This window comes from Streptomyces sp. NPDC001606 (assembly GCF_053596835.1).
Map to the genome: position 1 here is coordinate 1 of NZ_JBSFHC010000040.1, position 20,319 is coordinate 20,319.

General features: G+C 73.1%; 18 protein-coding genes and 1 pseudogene. 17 read left to right on the forward strand and 2 right to left on the reverse strand.

Annotated features, from left to right (window positions below; all coding sequences use genetic code 11):
• Positions 1 to 277 precede the first annotated feature (277 nt).
• Positions 278 to 1,600 (reverse strand): XRE family transcriptional regulator, encoded by a 1,323-nt coding sequence (locus tag ACWCV9_RS37150; RefSeq protein WP_450793390.1) that lies wholly within the window; start codon positions 1,598 to 1,600, stop codon positions 278 to 280.
• A gap of 255 nt (positions 1,601 to 1,855) precedes the next feature.
• Between ACWCV9_RS37150 and ACWCV9_RS37155 the strand changes: the two genes are divergently transcribed.
• From ACWCV9_RS37155 to ACWCV9_RS37235, 17 genes are all read left to right on the forward strand, one after another.
• Positions 1,856 to 2,512 (forward strand): DUF6624 domain-containing protein, encoded by a 657-nt coding sequence (locus tag ACWCV9_RS37155; protein WP_450793392.1) that lies wholly within the window; start codon positions 1,856 to 1,858, stop codon positions 2,510 to 2,512.
• Positions 2,509 to 3,270, forward strand: coding sequence for a hypothetical protein (locus ACWCV9_RS37160; protein ID WP_450793394.1), 762 nt, complete (start codon positions 2,509 to 2,511; stop codon positions 3,268 to 3,270). Before ACWCV9_RS37155 ends, ACWCV9_RS37160 begins: the two co-directional genes overlap by 4 nt.
• Positions 3,267 to 4,601: an aminotransferase family protein gene (locus tag ACWCV9_RS37165; protein ID WP_450793396.1), complete on the forward strand. Its 1,335-nt coding sequence runs from the start codon at positions 3,267 to 3,269 to the stop codon at positions 4,599 to 4,601. The genes ACWCV9_RS37160 and ACWCV9_RS37165 overlap by 4 nt, the downstream gene beginning before the upstream one ends.
• Positions 4,598 to 5,347: a hypothetical protein gene (locus tag ACWCV9_RS37170; protein WP_450793398.1), complete on the forward strand. Its 750-nt coding sequence runs from the start codon at positions 4,598 to 4,600 to the stop codon at positions 5,345 to 5,347. The genes ACWCV9_RS37165 and ACWCV9_RS37170 overlap by 4 nt, the downstream gene beginning before the upstream one ends.
• A complete protein-coding gene (locus tag ACWCV9_RS37175) occupies positions 5,344 to 6,594 on the forward strand; it encodes a hypothetical protein (RefSeq protein ID WP_450793400.1) in 1,251 nt (416 codons plus the stop codon). Before ACWCV9_RS37170 ends, ACWCV9_RS37175 begins: the two co-directional genes overlap by 4 nt.
• Positions 6,595 to 6,619: 25 nt before the next feature.
• Positions 6,620 to 7,480, forward strand: a complete 861-nt coding sequence (locus tag ACWCV9_RS37180; protein ID WP_450793402.1) for a TauD/TfdA family dioxygenase — start codon at positions 6,620 to 6,622, stop codon at positions 7,478 to 7,480.
• Positions 7,481 to 7,506: 26 nt separating this feature from the next.
• On the forward strand, positions 7,507 to 8,829 hold the full coding sequence (locus ACWCV9_RS37185; protein WP_450793404.1) for a hypothetical protein: 1,323 nt from the start codon (positions 7,507 to 7,509) through the stop codon (positions 8,827 to 8,829).
• On the forward strand, positions 8,826 to 10,157 hold the full coding sequence (locus ACWCV9_RS37190; RefSeq protein WP_450793406.1) for a hypothetical protein: 1,332 nt from the start codon (positions 8,826 to 8,828) through the stop codon (positions 10,155 to 10,157). The genes ACWCV9_RS37185 and ACWCV9_RS37190 overlap by 4 nt, the downstream gene beginning before the upstream one ends.
• On the forward strand, positions 10,158 to 11,900 hold the full coding sequence (locus ACWCV9_RS37195) for a non-ribosomal peptide synthetase (RefSeq protein WP_450793408.1): 1,743 nt from the start codon (positions 10,158 to 10,160) through the stop codon (positions 11,898 to 11,900).
• The gene (locus ACWCV9_RS37200) at positions 11,897 to 14,065 is read left to right on the forward strand and encodes an HAD-IA family hydrolase (protein WP_450793410.1); all 2,169 of its coding nucleotides are present in this window, start codon (positions 11,897 to 11,899) and stop codon (positions 14,063 to 14,065) included. Before ACWCV9_RS37195 ends, ACWCV9_RS37200 begins: the two co-directional genes overlap by 4 nt.
• Positions 14,065 to 15,966, forward strand: coding sequence for a hypothetical protein (locus ACWCV9_RS37205; protein ID WP_450793411.1), 1,902 nt, complete (start codon positions 14,065 to 14,067; stop codon positions 15,964 to 15,966). The genes ACWCV9_RS37200 and ACWCV9_RS37205 overlap by 1 nt, the downstream gene beginning before the upstream one ends.
• Positions 15,967 to 16,024: 58 nt before the next feature.
• Complete coding sequence (locus ACWCV9_RS37210) at positions 16,025 to 16,579, forward strand: AAA family ATPase (protein WP_450793413.1); 555 nt, start codon at positions 16,025 to 16,027, stop codon at positions 16,577 to 16,579.
• 20 nt (positions 16,580 to 16,599) lie between these two features.
• Positions 16,600 to 17,460, forward strand: coding sequence for an aminoglycoside phosphotransferase family protein (locus tag ACWCV9_RS37215; RefSeq protein ID WP_450793415.1), 861 nt, complete (start codon positions 16,600 to 16,602; stop codon positions 17,458 to 17,460).
• A gap of 13 nt (positions 17,461 to 17,473) precedes the next feature.
• The gene (locus ACWCV9_RS37220) at positions 17,474 to 17,809 is read left to right on the forward strand and encodes a TauD/TfdA family dioxygenase (protein ID WP_450793423.1); all 336 of its coding nucleotides are present in this window, start codon (positions 17,474 to 17,476) and stop codon (positions 17,807 to 17,809) included.
• Positions 17,810 to 17,829: 20 nt separating this feature from the next.
• Positions 17,830 to 18,729 carry a hypothetical protein gene (locus ACWCV9_RS37225; protein ID WP_450793417.1) on the forward strand — a complete coding sequence of 300 codons (900 nt, stop codon included), beginning with the start codon at positions 17,830 to 17,832 and terminating at the stop codon, positions 18,727 to 18,729.
• Positions 18,717 to 18,938, forward strand: coding sequence for a hypothetical protein (locus tag ACWCV9_RS37230; protein WP_450793419.1), 222 nt, complete (start codon positions 18,717 to 18,719; stop codon positions 18,936 to 18,938). Before ACWCV9_RS37225 ends, ACWCV9_RS37230 begins: the two co-directional genes overlap by 13 nt.
• Before the next feature lie 76 nt (positions 18,939 to 19,014).
• The gene (locus ACWCV9_RS37235) at positions 19,015 to 19,554 is read left to right on the forward strand and encodes an NUDIX domain-containing protein (RefSeq protein ID WP_450793421.1); all 540 of its coding nucleotides are present in this window, start codon (positions 19,015 to 19,017) and stop codon (positions 19,552 to 19,554) included.
• 679 nt (positions 19,555 to 20,233) lie between these two features.
• On the opposite strand, the pseudogene ACWCV9_RS37240 reads toward ACWCV9_RS37235, so the two are convergent.
• Positions 20,234 to 20,319, reverse strand: a pseudogene (locus ACWCV9_RS37240) (IS5/IS1182 family transposase); the annotation flags it as partial.

Below are 20,319 nucleotides of genomic sequence, written 5' to 3' on the forward strand. Positions count from 1 at the left end.
TGCACACCTACAATCACCACCGCGGACACACCGCGCTCGCAGGCAAACCACCCGCCAGCCGCGTCCCCAACCTCACAGGGCAATACACCTAGGGCGTGCCGGACGTCGTCCCAGAGCCCAGCAAAGCCCCAGCTCAGCGCCGCGATCCAGACGCTGCGGTACGCCACACCCAGGCTCTGGAGCAGTTCAGCGGTCTGAGTGCGGTGGACGCGGAGCGCGTCCGGCGGCAGTTGGAGGCCGCCTGGTGATCAGGACCGCAGCGCTGGCCCTGCCCGGGTTATGCGACGGCGTGCAGCAGTTCGGGCACGCCCTGCGCCGTGCGGTAGGGGGTGAAGGCGGGGGCGAGGTCACGGACGAGCTGCACGCATCGCGGGGCCCCGATCCGTTCGGCCAGGTGGAGCGCTTCGAGGGCGTCGGCGGCGGCTGCTTCGGGTTCGCGACGACTGAGATAGCCCTGCGCCCGGTAGGCGAGGAAGATTCCGCGCGTTTTGTCGCGGCTGGCCGGCAGGAGCGCTTGGCCCTCGGCGATGAGGCGGTGCGCCTGCGTGGTGTCGCCGAGGTCGAGCAGGCAGCGGCCCGAGTCGACCGCGAGGTCGGCGGTCGACATCCACGAGCACCAGGCGGGGGTGTCGTCGGTGTCCCCGGCGTTGAGCAGGCGTTCTGCAGCGTTCAGGGAGCGCAGGGTGGCGCTGCGTTCGCCGAGCGCGGCTTGGGCGCGTGCCAGCCGCAGGTGCAGCAGCGAGCTGGCGGCGGGGTGGGTGGTGCGGCTGAGGGCCTTGGAGAGGATGCCGGCGGCGGTGGTGGGGTCATCCCGCCAGGAGGCCTGGTAGGCGAGGTCGCTGAGGAGGGCCGCGCCCATATCCCGGTCGTTGCCGGCGTGAGCGTTGTGCAGCCCAGCGATCCAGTACCGGCTGGCGGCGCCGTGCTGGCCGTGGTCGAAGCGGATCCAGGCGACCGTCTGGGAGAGGCTCGCGGCGAGCTTGTGCAGGCGCGATCCCAGGGAGCGGGCGTAGCGCTGTTCCTCGATCAGGTCCGTGACGCGGGCGAGGTGGGCGTCGTAGAGCGGCGCGATGTGCTGGCGCTGCTCGGTGGCCAGTGTGTTGAGGCGGGCGCTGGTCTCCTCGAGCAGGGCTACGACGTCTTCGCCCACTGCGGCACCCGGGCGGGAGGCGCCGGCGGCGAGGGCCACGGGCTGGGTTCCGGCCCAGCTTCCGGCCAGGATGACGAGCGCGGATCCGGGGATGGCGCTGAGGAGGGTTCGGCGGTCCATGGTGTGCAGGGCCTCTCGCAGAGCGGGCACGATGTTGGCGGGGCCGAGCGGCACGACACCCTGGTCGACGCGAGGAAGCCAGGCCGGCCAGGCGGCAGGGTCGACGTCGCCGGCCGGGATGCCCAGGACTTCCGCGATGTAGGTCTGGGAGATGGCATCGGGCCGTACGCCGTTGACCTCCCACTTGCGCACCCGGGCCTTGTCGACGCCGGAGCGCAGTCCGCGACGGCGAGCAGCGCCGTGCATCGCCTCGGCGAACTCCACACGGTTGAACCCGCGTGCGATACGGACCGCGGCCAGCGGGTGGGGTGTGCGCTCATCCTCGTCCACGACGAAATCCAATCAGCCAGGCACGGTCTGAGCGTACCGCCGCCGGCAACGGGACTCCCGCGGGACTCCCGCCAACCTCTGTGGAGACACGCACAGTTGGCCGACACTCGATCACCCCAGCGTTCTCGTGCACTGGCGGCGCGCACCGACAGTTCGGTGCCGGGTGCCCGGCCTTTTCGTCGGCTGGCCCAGGGCAGAGCCGCACAGACCCGCATCACCACCGTTCGCATCCCCCGTGATCTCGAAGGATGTCCCGTGAATCCCCTGCCCCTGCTCCCCTCGGCGCAGACGGACGCTGTGCGCCAGCTCGACGCTGTTGGCGGCACCATGCTCGGAGAGCTCCGCGTACCCGCCCGTCCCGAGATCGCACGGGATCTGATCGGTCGGGTCGAGGCCGCGAAAGCCACGTGGCGCGCCCCGACGCACGAGCGGGAAGCCGCTTCGGAGGATGTCGCACAGGCGGCCCGGCACGCCATCGCCGCGGACGCACAGGCCCTGCGGCGGCTCGTCGCCCGACTGAGCGGCTGGCCTGGGCGCACGTTGGTCGGCGACGGCGGAGGCCAGGCCGCGCTGACCATCGCGCTGCACAGCGACCACGACCCCTCTTTCCAGATCACCCTGCTGCAGATGCTCGCCGAGGCCGTACGTCGGGGGGACGCCACCACCGCGCAGTGGGCCCACCTGCACGACCGGTGCCTGGTGCGGAGCGGGCAGCCTCAGCGGTACGGCACCCAGTACCGGTGGTACGACGGACAGCTCGAGATGTGCCCCGTCGCCGATCCCGAAGGCCTCGGCCAGCAGCGGGCCAGCGTCGGTCTGCCGCCCCATCACGACCAGCTCGTTCTTCTGGAGCGCCGTCACATCGACGCAGGGGAACTGGCCTCCGTCACGCAGGTGAGGCCGGCGGCGTGAAGAACCCGGGACAGGCAACAGCGATGGCGGCCACGGCGAGGCGGCACCATTGTGTGCGCGCGCGGGCGTTGGAACTGCGGGTCCTCGTCGACGGGGTCGACATGGCCGGGAAGTCCACGCTGGTGCGGGCCCTGGTGACCGAGCTGGAGGCACGCGGTGTTCCGGCTGTCCGGCACCGGGGCATGCTGGCCGGTCTCCACCCTCTGCAGCCGCTGCTGCGGCAGTTGTCCTCCGCGCGGCAGCCGGACAGCTGGTGGACGACCACCGCGTACGTGGTCGGCGGCTTTCTGCTCGACGGACTGCTCGTCCGCCTTCTTCCTCCGCGCCCGCGGGGCCGCGTGATCGTCCAGGACGGCTACGGCGACCGGACGGTGGCATTCGGGATGGCCGGAGGGCCCTACCTGGCAGCGGCGCTCGCGCTGCGGTGGCCGCGCGCGTTCGCCCGCTTCGACCTCGCCGTCTTCCTCCACGCCTCGCACGAGGCGAGGGCCGCCCAGCTCGGCCAGGGCCGGGACCACATCGACGTCCGCGACGAATGCACTGTCCGCGACACCGCGTTTACCGAGCGATTCCACGCCTTCCACCTCCACGGGATGGGCCGGCGTCACGACCGGCTCGTGGTGCTCGACAGCAGTCTGCGCAGCCCGGCCGACATGGCCCGGGAGATCGCCGACCTCCTACTCGCCGAGCACACCCCCAGCGGGCCCTGCCCCCGTTCTTCGTCCTCGACCACCGCTACCCGAAGGAGCGAGAAGTGACCGCTCTTGACCCGCCGCCCGCGTCCCCGGCCGGAACCGACCGCACCTGGCACCCCTGGACCCCAATCCAGCAGCGGGAGCGGCTGACGCTCGTCTCCGGACGCGGCTGCCACGTGAGCGACGACCAGGGGCGCAGCTACCTGGACATGCGCTCGGGCACCCTGAACGCGACGGTCGGCTACCGCCACCCGGCGGTGGTGGAGGCGATGCACACGCAGGCGTCGAAGCTGATGACCTGGGACCTGGCCGAGGTGTCCACCCTGCCGGCGAGGGACCTGGCCGACCGGATCGCCGGTCTCCTGCCCACGCCGCTGGAGTACACGCTGTTCTGCAACGGCGGGTCGGAGGCGACAGAGGCCGCGGTGAAGATCGCGCGGATGTGGCACCGGATAGAGGGGCGCCCCGAGCGCACGGTGGTGATGTCGTTCGCCGACGGCTACCACGGAGCGACCACGGCGGCGATCGCCGCGACCGCCGCGCCGTTCCGCCGCGAAGGCGCCGGGCCCCTGCCCAAGGGCTACGCCCATCTGGCCACCCCGCGCTGTACGGCGTGCGCGGACGGGACGGAGCACGCCAAGTGCCGCATCCCCGGGGCCGAAGAGTGGGAGGCGCAGATCCTGGCCGCCGGCGTGGACTCGGTCGCCGCCGTCCTCGTCGAGCCGATCCTGAGCGTCGGCGGCGTCATCGTCCCCCCGCCCGGCCGGCTGGCCGAACTGCGGGCCCTGTGCGACCTGTACGGGATCCTGCTGATCGCGGACGAGGTCGCCACCGGCCTCGGCCGGACGGGCAGGGTGTTCGGGTTCGAGCACGACCTCGGCGCCGCCGGAGCGGCCCCGGACATCATCACCACGGCCAAGGGCCTGACCGGCGGATACGCGCCGCTGGCCGCCGTGACGGTCCGCGCGGACATCTACACCGCCTTCGCCCGCGACCCGCTGCTCGGCGGGCTGCGGCACGGCCACACCACCGGCGGTCACGCGACGGCCTGCGCCGCCGCCCTCGCCGTCCTGGACGTCCTCGAGAAGGACAAGCTCGTCGAGGCCGCCGCCGCCCGGGGCACGCAACTCCTGAGCGCGCTGGCCCCCCTGAAGGAGCGGCGGGCCGTACGCGATGTGCGCGGGCGGGGCCTGCTGATCGGCGTCGAGATGGCCTCCATGGAACTGGCCGGCGTCGTCGCCCGGGCCGCGCAGGAGCAGGGCGTCCTGATCCGCGCCTTCGGGCCGGTCCTGACCGTGGCCCCTCCACTGGTCATCAGCGAGGAGGAAGCCGAGCACGGCGCCCGCGTCCTGTCGGAGGCGATCGGTGCCGTCACCGCGGGCGGTGCGCGATGAACCGGCTCCGCGACACCGTTGTCCTCCCGCTGGCCGGGCGCGGAAGCCGGCTGGGGCTGCCCACCCCGAAGGAGCTCCTGCCGATCGGGCCGGGCCGCGTCGCCCTGGACGACACCCTGGATCTGCTGGCCCCGCACACCGACCGGCTCCGGCTCGTCGCGGTCCTCGGACCGGACCGCGAGCCGACCGCCCGCTACCTGGAGCGCCGCTGCCACGAGCTGGGGCTGCCGCTTGCCGTGGTCCGGCAGAACCCGGACCTGCCGGAGTCGACCGGCGCGGTCCTGGGCGCCGCCCCCTGGTACGGGCCGGCGACCCTGGTCCTCCTGGCCGACCAGGTCCTGCACGCCCCGGCCCCCCGTGCCGTCGGCGAGGCCCTGGACCTGATCCACGCCGGACACGAGTCGGTGTTCCTGGCCGCCCGGGAGAACGACTCCGAGCGCCTGGCCGTGGACGGGGCCCTGCACGTGGAGCGGGCCGACGACGGGCTGCTGCACGTCACCGACTACGCCGACAAGCCCGGCCTGGAGAACGCGGACCGCTTCAACGCGGTCTGGTTCGGCTACGCCTTCGCCCTCCACGCGGCGGAGGGGTTCGTCGACGCGCTGCACCGGGCAACGCTCGGCCTGTCCGAGCACCCGCACCAGATGGAGGCCGTCCTTGAGGCGGCGGCCGTCGAGGTCGGCCCGTTCACCGACCTGGGCACGTGGCCCGCGGTGACCGCGCACTGGGCGGGAGCGGGCGCATGAGTCGCCGCATCAGCATCCTCGCCGGGCCCTACCCCGTCGACGACCAGCTCGGCGGGATCGGCCTGCGCCTGTGGGAGATGGCCCAGGTCCTCGCTGACGCCGGCCACCGGGTCACCGTCTGCGCGCCGCGCGCCTCGGACTTCGCCCACCCCGGCGTCACCGTCGTCGCCGGAGGCGAGAAGGAGACCGTCGCGGCCAGCGACGCCGTGATCACCACCGACCTACCCGACACCCGGCTCCTGCTGGACGCCTACGAGCGCGGCACGCTTCTGATCGCGGAGAACGCTCCGCCGATCGAGCACCTGCACTTCGACGCCTTCACCGGGTCCGGCACCGAGGTCGAGGCCCTGTACCGGGACACCGTGGCACGGTGGCGGCTGCAACTGCTGCTTTCCGACCACCTGCTGGTCCGCTCGGAGGCCGAACGCGCCTCCACCCTGGGCGCCTTGGTCGCGGCGGGCCGGATGTCGGCCCTTCACCACCGTGCCGGCGCCGACCTCGCCGACCTGGTCAGCCTGGTGCCCATCGGCTACAACCGGCACTCCCTGCACACGGCCGACACCGCCGCCGCGCGCGAGGACGCGACGTGCGAGCTGCTGTGGAACGGCGGCGTGTGGGACTACTGCCGCCCAGACCCCGTCCTGCTCGCCCTCGCGGCCGAGCCCACGAGCGCCTTCCGGCTGCGGCTGCTGTACGCCCCGCCGCCCGACCGGCTCGAAGGGCTGCTCGCCCGGGCGGCTGACCTCGGCGTGGCGGAGCGGGTGCTGCTGCCCGAGGAGCCGGTGGCGCACCGGGCGCGCGACGGATGGGTGAAGGCCGCCCGCGCCGTGGTGATCACCGGCGAGCGGACGGCGGAGAACATGACGTGCCACCGGCTGCGGCTGCGGGATTCCGCCCTGTACCGGCTGCCCGTAGTCGTCGACGGCTACGGCGCCACCGGCGATCTCGTCGCCGCCCTCGGCATCGGCCCGGTCATCGACCCCAACCACCCCCAGGCCCTGGCCGCCGCCCTGCGCCACGCGGCCTGCGACGGCCCGGAGCGGGACGGCTACCTCGCCGCCCTGGACACCGCCCGCAGCCCCCGCCGCGGCCGGTTCGCCCTGGAACGCCACCTCGCCCCGCTCCTGCACCTGCTGGAGTCCGGCCACCGGGCGCCGGACCGTACCGACCGCCATCACCAGGACGTGATCCACACCCTGCTCACCTGCCACCCGGGACTGCGCGAGCAGGCCCCGGCCGTCATCTGACCCCTCGATCCGGAAGGACTTCTCCATGCCCACCCCGCTGATCACCTCCGCCCCCTCCGGTACCCGGCAGATGTCCGGCTTCACCACCACCCCCGCCGACCCGATCGAGGCCACCGCGTGGAACCTGCCGGACGCGGCCCTACGCCGCCGCATCGCCGACAGCTACCACCGGCGCGGGTACGCCATCGTGCACGTGCCGGGCATCGCCCCCTCGACCGAGCACCTGGGCGAGGTGTCCGCCGCCCTGCACCTGGGCGAGGTGTTCACCCCGCCGCTGTACACCACGAGCAGCCACACCGCCGCGTCCGGCGTCAGCCGGCTGACCGCCGCCTCCGGCGGGGAGCACCCCTTCCAGGACCGGGCCGGGCAGAACGTGCACTGCGACGCCACCCTCCAGGACCTCGGACAGATCCCCACCACACTCATGCTGTGCGTGAGCGCGGCCGCCTCCGGCGGCGTCTCCTTCCTGGTCAACCTCGTCGACGCCTACGCCGAACTGCGCCGGGTCGACCCCGAGGCCGCCGAGCAGCTCGCCCACGACTCCGCCCTGGTGCGCACCTCTACGTTCACCTCCGGCCGCTCCACTTCCGGGCCGGCCTTCGCCCGAGAGGCGGACGGCTCCTGGATCACCCGCTACAGCCGGACGGCCACCGACACCTACCACGCCACCCCCGGAAGTGAGGCGGCCATGGCACGGGCCCTGGCGTTCCTCGACGCCGCCGCCCAGCCCGGCAGCGCCTTCCGCACCGACTTCACCCTCAAGCCCGGACAGGCCCTGATCCTGGCCAACGACCGGCTCGGGCACGGCCGCACCGCCTTCCGCGACAACCCGAATGCCCCGCGCCTGCTGCTGCGCGCCCTGTTCACCCTCCGCCCGCTCGCATGAGCCCTCACCCGTTAGGACCCTGGACCATGACCCCGTCCGTACCCAGCGGCGCCGAGCTTTTGACCCGCGGCCTCGACGTGCTGCGCACCCACCAGGAACGCTCCCGGCGCACCCTGAGCCTCATCCCCGCCGAGAACGTCATGACCCCGGTCGCGCGGCTGCCCTTCGTCGCCGACCTCGCGGCCCGCTACATGTTCGACGAGCGCCCCGACCCGGCGAACGGCGACTGGCGCTTCCCCGCCGGCAAGGAGGCCGCCTGGCTGGAGACCGGCCTCACCGTCCCGCTGCTGCGCCGCCTGACCGGCGCCGCCGCCGTGAACGTGAGGCCGCTGTCCGGGCTGCACGCGATGCAGATGGTCATCGCCGCGCTCGGTGGGCCGCCCGGCAGCACGATCGCCTGCCTCGCCCCGGCCCAGGGCGGGCACTACGCCACCGCGGACGTGGCACGACAGATGGGGTACACCCCGGTCCACCTCCCCGGAGACGGGATGCACGAGCTGGACACCGACGAGTTGGCCGACTTCCTGCGCGAGCACCGCCCGAGCCTGGTCTACGTCGACCAGTGCCACGCTCTCACCGGCCTCGGCATCGCCCCGCTCGCCGCCGCCATCGAGCAGTGCGGTCTTGCCACCGCCCTGCACGTCGACGTCTCCCACACCTTCGGCCTGGTGATGGGCGGCGCGCTACCCAACCCGCTCACCTGCGGTGCGGACAGCATCTCGGCCTCCACCCACAAGTCCTTCCCCGGCCCGCAGAAGGGCATCATCGCCACCCGCGACCTCGCCACCGCCGAGCGGATCACTCAGATTCAGCCCCGCATGGTGTCCAACCACCATTTCGCCGCCGTCGCCGCGCTCGGCCTCTCACTGGCGGCCTTCGCCGACCACGCCGACTCCTACGCCCACGCCGTCGTCACCAACGCCCGCGCGCTGGGCAAGGAGCTCGCCCACGGCGGATGGGCCCTGGCCGGAGCCGAGTTCGGCTACACCCGCACCCACCAGCTGTGGGTCACCCGCACCCCCCAGCACAGTGCCCGGGACGCCGCCGGGCGCCTGTACGAGGCCGGATTGCACGTGAACTGGCTGACCGACCTGCCCGTGGACGGCCCGGCCCTGCGCCTGGGACTCGCGGAGGCGACGTGGCTGGGGCTGGGCGCCGAGGACATGCCGCGCCTGGCGCAGATCATGATCGCCGCCGCCGACGGCAGCGTCCCGCTCGCCGAGCTGGCCGAACGGACCGCCGCACTGCACCCCGAGGATCCCTACCCCTTCACGCCCCGGCTCGACGAGAGCGCGACGGCGAGCGCGGCGGCCGACGTGCAGGCGATCCTTTCGGGGGTGACGCGATGAGCACGCTGATCGCTCCCCTCACCGAGGACGCGCCGTGCGTGGCCGTCTACCGCGAGCTGCGCGACGGCGTCTCCCGTGCCAGCGCCCAGATCGGCTACGGCTACAACCTGTTCCCCACCTCCCCGGTCACCCACCGGTTCCTGCACCGGGCCCTGGCGGAGTGCGCCCGAACGGGCCGGCTCCATGAGTACGGCACGCCCACCGACGAGCGCGACCGCGCCCTGGCCGCCACCCTGGCCGGCGCCTACCTCGGCGTCGAGCTGGAAGGCGAGCAGGTCGTCTTCACCAGCGGGGCCACCGAGGGCATCGGACTGGTCACCCGGTGGCTGGCCGCGTGCGACGCCGGACTGGTGCTGCCCGCCCCCTGCTACTACGCCTTCGAACAGACGCCGCGCCGCTGGGGCGGCACCGTCCTGGGCCGCTACCGGCACGACGGCGCGGTCCACGCCACCGGCGAGAGCGCCTCGAACACCGCGCTGGTGGAGATCTTCCCCAACGGCGTCACCGGCACCCTCTACACCCCGCCGCCGCTCGCCCCCGACTTTCGCGTCGTCGACGTCGTCTTCCTCGCCGGCGGCACCGGCCCGAGCCCGCACCAGGTCACCGACCGGGTCCGAGCCACCCTGTCCGGCCAGGTGGCGGACACGGCTGTGCTGATGACCCCGTCGAAAGACCTGTGCGTCCCCGGGATCCGCCCCGGCCTGCTGATCAGCGGGCACACCTCGCTCCTGAATGCGGTCCGCGACGACCAGTTCGACCGCACCGCCTCGAGCAGCCCCCTGACCGGACAGGTCGTCCTGCTCTACCTGACCGTCCTGCTGCTCGCCGAGGCCGCCCACGCCCCCGTCCCGGCCGCCTTCACCCGCCGCTACCGGTGGATCGCCCGCCAGTACGCGCACCACCAGGTCACCTGCGTTCCCGCCGAGGTGGATTGCCGGGCCATCGTCGATCACCTCGACGCGATGAGCCTGCACTTCGCCCGCGGGTTCGAGCTGCTGACCGAGCACGCCGGAGACCTGCTGGAGACCGGCGACCACCTGCGCCCGGTCTCCGGGTACTCGCTGCTGCCGCGCCTGGTCGCCGACCTCGACCGTCCCGAGGAGACCGTCGCCTGGGTCAACGCTGTCGGCCGCCAGTTCGATCTCAAGCTCAACGCCCATCTCCTCTTCGGCGGCACCAAGGAGTCGTGGCAGCACCTGTATCCCGGGCCGCCGCGGATCCGCGTGAACGTCTCCGTCCCGCACGAGAACCTGCTGCACACCCTAGGCCTGCTCCGCGAGGCGCACCGCGGCGTCGTCCTGCCGGAACCCCGGAAGGAGGCGGCGTAGATGACGGACCTCACCGCCCTCCTCATCAAGACCGCCGGCCGGCATCCGGACAAGGTCGCCGTCGCCGACGACGAACACGAGCTCACCTACTCCGAGCTGTTCGCCGCCGCCGCGCACACCGCGGCCCGGCTGCGCGAGCAGAGGCCCGGCGACAGCCCGGTCCTGCTCGCGCTCGCCCCGGGCACCGCGTGGGTGACCGCTCTCCTCGGCGCCTGGCACGCCGGCGTCCCGGCCGTCCCCATCGACGTGACGCACCCGCCCGAGCGGCTGCGGCAGATCGCCGCCGCCTGCCGGGCCACCACCATCCTCACCCCCACCGGCACGGCGCCCGGATGGGCCGAGAGCCTCACCGCCGTCGCCCCAGCCACCACCCCGGTGCCGCCGGGGACCGGCTGGCCGGGACTCTCCGCGGACGAGGAGGCGATCACCTGCATCTGGCACACCAGCGGAAGCACCGGCGCCCCCAAGCCCGTCCTGGTGTCCCACCGCGCCGTCGCCGCCCGCGCGGCAGCCCTCCCCCAGTGGGCAGGCCTCGCTCCCCGCGACCGGGTGGCTCAGCTGACCGCCCTCACCTTCGACGCGGTGCTCTGGGAAGTCCTGGGCGCGCTGACCGTCGGGGCCCGGCTGCAGATCGCCGCCCCGCGCGACCGCGTCCCCGGCCCGGCCCTGCCCCGCTTCCTCGCCAAGCACAAGATCACCGCGTTCACCGGCACCCCCACCTACCTGGCCGCCGCCCCGTACACCGAACTGCCCGACCTGCGGCGCATCGTGCTCGGCGGTGAAGCGCTCCACCACGGGCCGCTGGAGCAGTGGATCAGCCGGTACGACGTCGCCAACGCCTACGGCCCGACCGAGGCGTGCGTCGACGCGATCGTCCACCAGCACGTCAACCCGGGCGAAGACCTGGTCCCGATCGGCCTCCCCCTGCCCGGCGTACGGGCCTGGGTCCTCGACGACTACCAGCAGCCGGTAGCGGCCGGAGAGGCCGGGGAGCTCTACCTCGGCGGCGCGGGCCTCGCCTCCGGCTACCTCGGCCAACCCGGCCCGACCACGAAGGCGTTCCTCCTGCTCAAGCTGACCGGCCCCGACGGTGCCCGACGGCCCGAGCGGGTGTACCGGACCGGGGACGTGGTGCGCCAGCGGCCGCAGGACGGACGCTTCGTCTTCCTAGGCCGCACCGACGACCAGCTCAACGTCGGCGGCGTCCGCCTGGAGCCGGCCGAAGTCGAACAGGCCGCCACCCAGATCCCCGGCGTGCGCGCGGCCGCGCTGCTGACCGACCGGGGGACGAGCGGCAGACCCCGCCTGGTCCTGCACGTGGAGAGTGACGACACGGACCTGCCGGAACGGCTGCGCAGGCAGCTGGCGGACCGCCTACCACCGGCGGCCGTCCCCGCACTCATCACCGCACGCCCGGCCCTGCCCCGGACCTCCTCGGGGAAGATCGACCGCCGCGCCCTCGCCGCCACCTCCGACCCCGAGCCCGCGAGCCCGCAAGAGGGCACCCAGGCGGTGGAACCGGGGCTGCCCGAGGTCGTCGCGGGCTGGTGGCAGGAACAGACCGGAGCTCCGGCCGACGGCACGCGGGACTTCTTCGCCTGCGGCGGAGACTCCCTGGGCGCCCTGCTCCTGCTGCAACAGATCAACGAGAAGTACGGCACCGAGATCCCGCTCGACGCGTTCTACGCCGATCCCACCACCCGGTTCCTGAACACCGCCCTGACGCCCGGGAGTACAACATGACCTCTTCGGTACGCGGACTGCTCGTCGACGTCGACGGCGTCCTGCGGCTGTGGCCGCGCCGCAGCGCGATCAAGGCCGCCCTGGAATGCGGCCTGCCCGAGCAGGCCGTCCGCAAGGTCGCCTACGACGGCGGCTTCGACCTGGCGCACCACGGCGTGTGGAGCCACGAGCAGTGGGTCGAGCAGGTCACGGAGCGCCTGAGCGAGGAGTTCGGCGCGGCCGGGAAGCGCGCCGCCGAGCTGTGGGCGGCCGACCGCGGGGACGCCGATCCGGCGATGGCCGACCTGCTGCGGCGGGCCCGCGCGGCCGGGCTGGTCACCTGCGCCCTCACCAACAACACCACCGCCGTCGAAGCGGACCTGGAGCTGCACGGGCTTGCCGACGTGTTCGACCACGTCGCCAACTCCGCCGAGATCCGGGTGACCAAGCCCGCCCCCGGCGCCTACGAGGCGGCGCTGGCGCTGATGGACCTGCCGGCTGGGCAGGTCGCCTTCACCGACGACAGCCGCATCAACATCATCGCCGCCCTCCACGTGGGCCTGCACGCCCACCACTACACCAGCGCCGAGGAGTTCGAGCGGTTCCTCACCGGCCTCGGCATCACCCTTCCCCCGGCGGCCGACGTTCCCCCGGTCCGGGCCGCGGCCGGGCCCGCCGGGACGGCGCCGCCCTCCGGCCACGCGGAAGCCGACGCGGCCGCGGTGGCGACTCGCTACCTCACCACCGGCCTGCCCCCGGCGGTGCTCGCCGCCCGCCTGGCCGCGAACGATCCGACCATGACCGTAGTGCCGCTCGGCCCCGACGCCCTGGCCACCGTCGGCGCCGGTGGAGCCCTGACCACGTGGCGGCTGCTGCCACACGGTGCGGACCCGAGGGCCGCCGCCGGACACGTGGACGCCTGGGCGGAGGCCGCCGGTGACGTGGACGCCGAACACCTGCCGCCCTGGACCCCCGCCACCCGCACGGCCGCCGCGCCGCGCGCCGACGACCTCCTCCACCACACCGGCTGGGCCCTTCACCAGCTCGCCGCCGCCGACGCCGGCGGCGACCCGCTGGCGGCCGCGACTCATCTCGATGCCGTCCGCCAGCACCTCACCGCGCTGGCCACTCTGCTCACGCGGCACCAGCCGGCGCCCTGGCCCGGCACCACGGCCTCCCGCTACCTCCCTCCGGCCATCCGCGAGGCGCTGACGGCCTCGCTGCGCGCGGACCCCACCACCCATACCGGTCTCGCCGCCGGTCTGCGGCCGCTGCTCGGCCTCCTGCGCCACCTGCGCCAGATGGCCAAGCTCGTCCTGGACACCACCAGTTCCTGGCCGTGGCCGCACACCGCCGCCGTGCTCGCCCCGCTGCTCGACGGGCCCCCCGACCTGTCCGCTCGGGCCCCCGAAGACCCCCTCTACACCCCGGCCCTGGCCGCGGTGTACGAGCGGCATCGTCCCCTGGCGCAGCCCATGGCCGACGCCCTGAACTCCTGGGCCGCGAAGGAACTGTCTGGGCGCGATGTGGTGGAGCTGGGCGCGGGGACCGGGCGGATCACCGGGCAGCTCGCTGGGCAGGGGCCCGCCTCCTACCGGGCCGTCGAACCGTCCGCCGCCATGGCCGCCCACCTGCGGGACGCGAACCTGCCGGGTGTCGAGGTCGTCGAGGCCGACGCGCTGCTGCTCCCCCTTCCCGCCCTCGGCGCCGACGTCGTCGTCGAGCACGAGGCGCTGCAGTTCGCCGCCGACCCGCTGCTCGCCGCCGACGAGGCGCTGCGCGTCCTGTGTCCGGGCGGCCGCCTCGTCCGGCTGCTGCTGCACCCGGCCGGCCCCCACCCGCTCGCCGGCATCGACGCCGCCTACCGGCGAGCGGCGTTCGCGGACGGTCCGCGCCCGCTGTTCTTCGGCAAGGGCACCGACCAGCGCATCACCGACCACCTCGCCGCCCGCGGGCGGCCCACCCAGGACCGGACGCTGGCGGAGTTCACCCAGCACCGCAGCGCCGAGCAGGCCCTCGGTGCGCTCGCGGACCGGGCCTGGCCCTACCAGCACCAGCTCACCGAGCCCGCCCACCGGAACGGGATGGCGGCCGCCCGGCAGGAAGCCGCCCGCCTGCCCGCGAGCGTGTCCGTGCCCTACGTGCTGCGTGCCCTGATCACGCCCGCCGACCAGAAGGAGTGCTGATGCCCCGCCTTCCCGACGGATACCGCTGGGCGCCCACCCTCGCCGACGCCGCCCGACTGCTGGACGAGGGAAGCGTGCCCGTCCTTCGGCCCGAGGACACCGGGCGCGCCGACCGGTGGGCGGACATCCTGCGCACCTACCCAGCGCCCGAACCCGGCCGCGGCGGGCCGCCTCACGCCCGGGTGGTGAGCCTTGTGGGCCACGAGGCCCTCGGTGAGCTCGTCGCCCGTACGCTCGGCCGCCCCCACCACGTCCTCGACCCCGCCCGGCTCCACGACCCCGGCGCCCTGGGGCCCGGCGGTGGCAGCGTCCTCGTCGTCGCCCGCTCCCGCGCACTCACCCTGAGCGTCCTGATGCCGCTCCTGGAGGCTGCGGCCCGCAACAATACCCTCGCCGGGGTTCTCACCGGCCGCGACGACGCCGCCGTCACCTTTGCCGCCGCCAAACTCCTCGCCGTCCACACCGACCGGTCCGTCCCCGCGCGCACCGCGCTCCTGGACGGCACCACCGGACTGACCCACATACTCACCCCCGGGCGCCCCGACCAGCGCAGCACCCTGGCCGACGTCCTGGACGGCGACTTCGCCAGCCTCCTGGTCGACGCCCACGGCTCCGCCGCGCACGCCTCCCTGGGCACCGTGACCCTGTGCGGGCTGAGCGGACTGGCCGAACACGGCCCCGACGGGACAGTCCTGGCCGGCGGGTGCACGCCCGCCGTCTGCAAGACCGACCCGGCCAGCCGCACCCGCCCCCTCGCCCCGCACACCCTGCGCGCCCGCGTCCTGGGCCTGTTCGTGTGCAACGCGATCACCCTGGGCGAGGCCGAGCAGTACCCCTCCGACGTGAGCCTGGCCCTGGACGCCGTCGAGGGCCACCCCGTCGCGGTCCTCGGACTGCTGCGCGGCGACCTGGACACCAGCGGGCACGAGCCCCGCCTGACCGCCGCGAGTCTGCACTCCGGCGCCCGGCTCGGCCAGATCGCCGCGCTGCTGGACACCGACGGCCACCGCCGGGGCATCCGCGGCCCCTCCGCGATCCTGCTCGGCGACCCCGAACAACGACTCCACGAGCCCGACACCGCGATCACCGTGCCCACCCCGGCGGCCCCGGCGGCCGTACGGCTGCTCGCCGACGCCGAGGCGCTGAGCGGCTGGCGGGTACGACTGGCCGACGCCGAAGCCCTCGAACAAGGGCTGTACGCCTCCCTCGACCGGCGCCCGGACGCGGACCTGTCCGCCTGTGTGGAGGAGATGACCTCCTGCCGGCAGACCGCCCTGGAGATGCTCCTGGCCGCCGCCCGCACGCCGGACAAGGGATGGGAGGAGCGCGTCGAGGAGCAGAGCCTTCGGTGGGGGCGCGCCGTCGTTCAGATCCTCAGCCGTACCCGCGGCGGCGGATTCTCCCGGCAGCTCACCGCCGCCCGCGCCCACCACCGCACCACGCACTGGGCGCCCGCGCCCGCGTGCGGATACTGCGGCGCACCCCGGGAGTTCGAGCACCTGACCAGCCCGCTCGGCCTGACCGGCCGGCGCACCCTGCGCTGCCCCAAGTGCGGGCCCGCCCTCAGCCTCCCGCCGACCCTGGACCCCCTCGACCTCACCGCCCCGTCCGCCCTCCGCCCGGGTCAACCCGCCGAGATCCACGTCACCTTCCCCGAGCAGGCCCGTGGGCTGTGCGCCGTCCATCTGCGGCCCCGCTCCACCCGGCGCGGCTCGTACGATCACGCTGATCTGGCTGTCGCCCCGGGCCGGCACACGATCACCCTCACCGTCCCCCCCACGGACACGCCCCTGGAACTGGACCGGCTCTGGGCCGTGCACGCGGACCGCTTCCACGTCGCCTACCACCAGCAGCGCCTCCCCCTCCTGCCCCAACCCCGTACCACCGGCCACCAGCATTAACTGGCCCGGCCGACAGCCGGCCGGGGACCAGCACCGAGCACACGAAAGAGACACACGCATGATCATCTGGATCAACGGCCCCTTCGGCGGCGGCAAGACCACCACCGCCCAACTGCTCCACCAGCAGCTCCCCACCAGCCTGATCACCGACCCCGAGGAGATCGGCTTCGTCCTGCGCAAGAGCATCGGCGACCATCCCAGCCGACAGAAGGACTTCCAGGACTACCCGGCCTGGCGCACCCTGGTCGCCGGCCTCTGCGCCGAGCTGGACCGTGAGACCCAGGGCGGGCCGGTCATCGCGCCGATGACGGTGCTGCGCCGCGAGTACGCCGAGGAGATCTTCGACGCCCTGGCCAAGGCCGGCGTCGAGGTGCACCACCTCCTCCTGCACGCCGACTCCGACACCATCCGGGCCCGCATCGAGGGCAGCATGGAGTTCCCCGACAGCGAGGAGCGCAGCGAGAAGGTCCGGGTCTTCCGGCGCCGCAAGCTCGAGGTCTACGAGCAGGCGTACGCGACCTGGCTGGGTGAACGGGCCGACGTAATCGACACCACCGGGCTCACCCCGGACCAGGTCGTCGCCCAGGCCCTCGCCCTCCTGCACCTGCCGTGAACAGCGCCGCGATAGCGAGGATGGCCGGGCCGGCCGAGGTCGTCGCCGACCACAGCTGGCCCGGCACGTCCACCACGGTGCTCCGCCTGCGGGCCGCCGATGGACGACAGATGATCCTCAAGGCCAACACCAGCACCGACAGCTTTCAGCGGGAGCACACGGCCCTCTCCCGCTGGGCCCCGGCGCTCGGCGCGAGGGCGCCTCAACTGCTCGACGTCGACGAGAACGCGCAGCTCCTGCTGATGACTGCGGTCACCGGCCATCCTCTGCAGTCCCTCACCCTCACCGGGCGGCATGAGCGCCGCGCCTACAGGCGGGCCGGCGCTCTGCTCGCCCGCTTCCACGACACCGCACCCCACACCGTCCTGCCTGCCTTCGGCACCGAACGCGCCGCATACATCCGCGCCCAACTAGCCGACACCACCAGCCCGTTGACGGGCACCGACCTCACGGTCCTCGACGAGGCACTGCACCTTCTGGAAGCCCTTCCCGCCCAGCGGGCACAGCCCTCACATCTGGACTTCACCAGCCGCAACGTCCTGTGGAACACCGAAGCAGAGGCGGGCGTCATCGACTTCGAGACCAGCCGCTACGAGGCCGCGGGCCGGGACTTCCTGCGGATCACCCAGCGCACGCTGTACCCCCGCCCCGACCTGCGCGCCGCGTTCTACCAGGGATACGGCCGTGAACCGGGCCGGGCCGAGAGCGAGCTGATGCGCATCTGCACCGTCACCGACGCCGCCGCCATCATCGTCACGGCCACCGCCCGCGGACAGCACGCCTTCGCCACCGAGGCCCGCGGCATCCTGACCGCCGCGGTCCGCGCCTGGCCCGACCCAGTGCCGGGGACCACCATCCCTCACGAACGGAGACCCCTATGACACCCCCACCACGATCACCAGGCCCGGTGAAGACGGCCATCACCGCCACCGCAGACTTCCACTCCACTCTCCACCGCGCCCCCGAGTTGATCCCCACACTCCACCTCGCCCGCCCCACCAGCCGGATTGTGGACAGCGGTGGACCATCGGTCCCGAGTACCTCTACACCCACCGCTGGGAGCAGGGCGACCTGGTCGTCTGGGACAACCGCGCCGTCCTGCACACCGCCTCCCTCTGCGACAGCTCACGCCACCCTCGGCTGCTGGTGCGCGCCGCCGTCCACCAGCGGGCACCTCGCCCCCATACCTCCGAAGGGGGAATCAGCACCGCGCCGCCCTCCCCGGCATGAACCGTCACTAGGGTGGACGAATGACTTCCCAAGTGCCCATGACAGAGCGGGCATTGAATCCTGAACGGATCGCCCGGATCGGGCGCGAGATGCAGGCCGCCTGCCCCGGCTTTGACGCCGCCTCGTTCACGGCCCAGGTCACCACCGACCTCCCCAACCTGGAGCTGAAGGCCCGCATTGCCCGCACCGCCGAGGGCCTGCACCAGCACCTGCCCGTCACCGGGCCGGCCGCCCTCGACACCCTGCTGCGCTCCCTGCCGCCCACCCCGGAAGCCGCCGGCGCGACAACCGACTTCGGCTTGTACACCTACGCCCCGCACTCTGCTTACGTGGCTGCCCACCATCTCCACCCGCACCACCTCGACCAGGCCCTCGCCGCGCTCGCCGCGTTCACCCCGTACTTCTCCGCCGAGGACGCCGTCCGCACGTTCCTCAACACCTACCCGGAGCAGACGCTGGCGGCCGCCACCAGCTGGGCCAGCGCCGCCGACCACCGAGTGCGGCGCCTGGCCAGCGAGGCCCTCTGCCCCCACCTCCCCTGGTCCGTCGGCACCGCGCTTCCGCTAATCGACATGCTGCACGCCGACAGCAGCTGCTTCGTGACCACGTTAGTCGCCAACCACCTCCGCGACATCTCCCGCACCCGCCCCGAGCTCGTCCTCACCACCTTGACCAGGTGGCGCTCCGAAGGACGTGCCGCCCACGCCGAGCTCGCCTTCATCAGCCACGAGGCACTCAAGGCGCGGCTCAAGGACGGCTGGGCGCCCGCCTACACCCTGACCGGCTATAACCCTCAAGCCGCCGTCAGCGTCACCCCCATCCGTTTGTCCTGCACCGACTACCAGCTCGGCGACACTCTCAACTTCGAGGCCGACCTCACCGCGCCACGGACACCCCGGTCCACGTCATGTACGTCCTGACCCGCACCGACCCTGGCACCACAGCCGGGGAGAAGGTCGCCCACCTCACCCGGGCCACGCTGAGGGCGGGCAATCCACTACGCCTGGTCAAGACCCACCCACTGCGGCCCACGGGCACCGCCGCCCTCACCCCGGGCAGCTACCACCTCGCCCTCCAGATCAACGGCCGCCCCCCGGCACTGCTCCGCATCACCAACCGCCCAATCTGACCAGGACGGGCCAGACGCGCGAACGCGCACCAAACAGCTTCGTGCCCACACGGCATCGTCGGAAGGAAAGGTCACCATGATCGACGGCTGGAGCACGGTCTCGTCGACCGTCCAGTACACAGGAATCCGGGTGGTAGTGCGCCGCGACTCGGTCCAGCGCACCGACCAGAGCCTGGGAACCTACGAGTACACCGAATCGGTCGACGGCGTACGCGTCGCAGCCCTCGACAACCGGGGCCGTATCGCCCTGGTAGAGGAGAACGTCTACGTGTGCGGCCAGCGACTGCTGATGTGTCCCGGCGGAGGATGCGAGCCCGGCGAGGACCCGCTGACGGCTGCGCGCCGCGAACTGGCCGAAGAGGCCGGCATCCGCGCCACCGAGATCGAGCCGCTGACGATCATGTGGCGGATGCCCGCCGGCGCGCGTACTCGTGAGCACCTCTACCTGGCCCGGGGTTTGAACATCGGTGAGCACCAGCGTGACGCGAGTGAGGCCGACATGGAGCTGCGCTGGGTCGCACTGGAAGAGGCGGTAGCGATGTGCCGCAACGGCCGGATCACTGAAGCGGGGACGCTCGCGGCGGTCTTGCTGACCGCGCAGAGCATCGCCGCCTAGCCCAAGCTCCTGGCCAGCCGACCACAGGCCGTTCGCCGTGGTCGCAAGCCCCCTCGGCCTCATCCTCAGCCCCGGTGCCCATCGCCCCGGCGAGTACCTCCCACATGACGGCGTCCACCGAAGACGGACGACGTCCACCTGGCGATGGTCGTCGTACCGACCGATGACGACCGCGCCGCACTGCTGGCCTCCTACCGCAACCGCAGCGCCTAGCTCGGGCTCAGCGCCACCATCATCGGCCGCTACGAACGCGACTTCCCCCCGCGCCCTGACCGCCTGGCCCAACACCACCGTCATGGCAGTCCCAGCCGCGGCGAGACCCTGGCCAACCTCGTCTTCGACACCGCCCTGTGGGCCAAGCACACGGGAACCGTCGTCCTGGCCTCGAACATCGATGGCTTCCCCGAACAGATCGCCGACGGCCACAAGGGCCTGCTCTACGACCCCGCCCCCCGGCGCCCTGACCGCCGGCCTGCGCCGGGCGCTCACCCTGACCAGCGACGCACGCGCCCGCTGGTGCGCCGTGGGGCGCGCTCCGGCGGTTCGCCCGGCACATCACCAGAACGAGCGAGCCGAGATCAGACCACCAGCCGAGCGCCGCCTCGCCGAACGCCCGCACCAGCGCCGTCGCGCCCTCCACGAGCCACACCACACATGCAGTCTGTCTCAGTGAGCGTTTTCAGCGTTGTCTCTCCAGGGTGAGGACAGCTTTGGTGATGACGGTCATGCGGTTGGGGCTGATCCGGGACCTGCGGAAGATCTGCC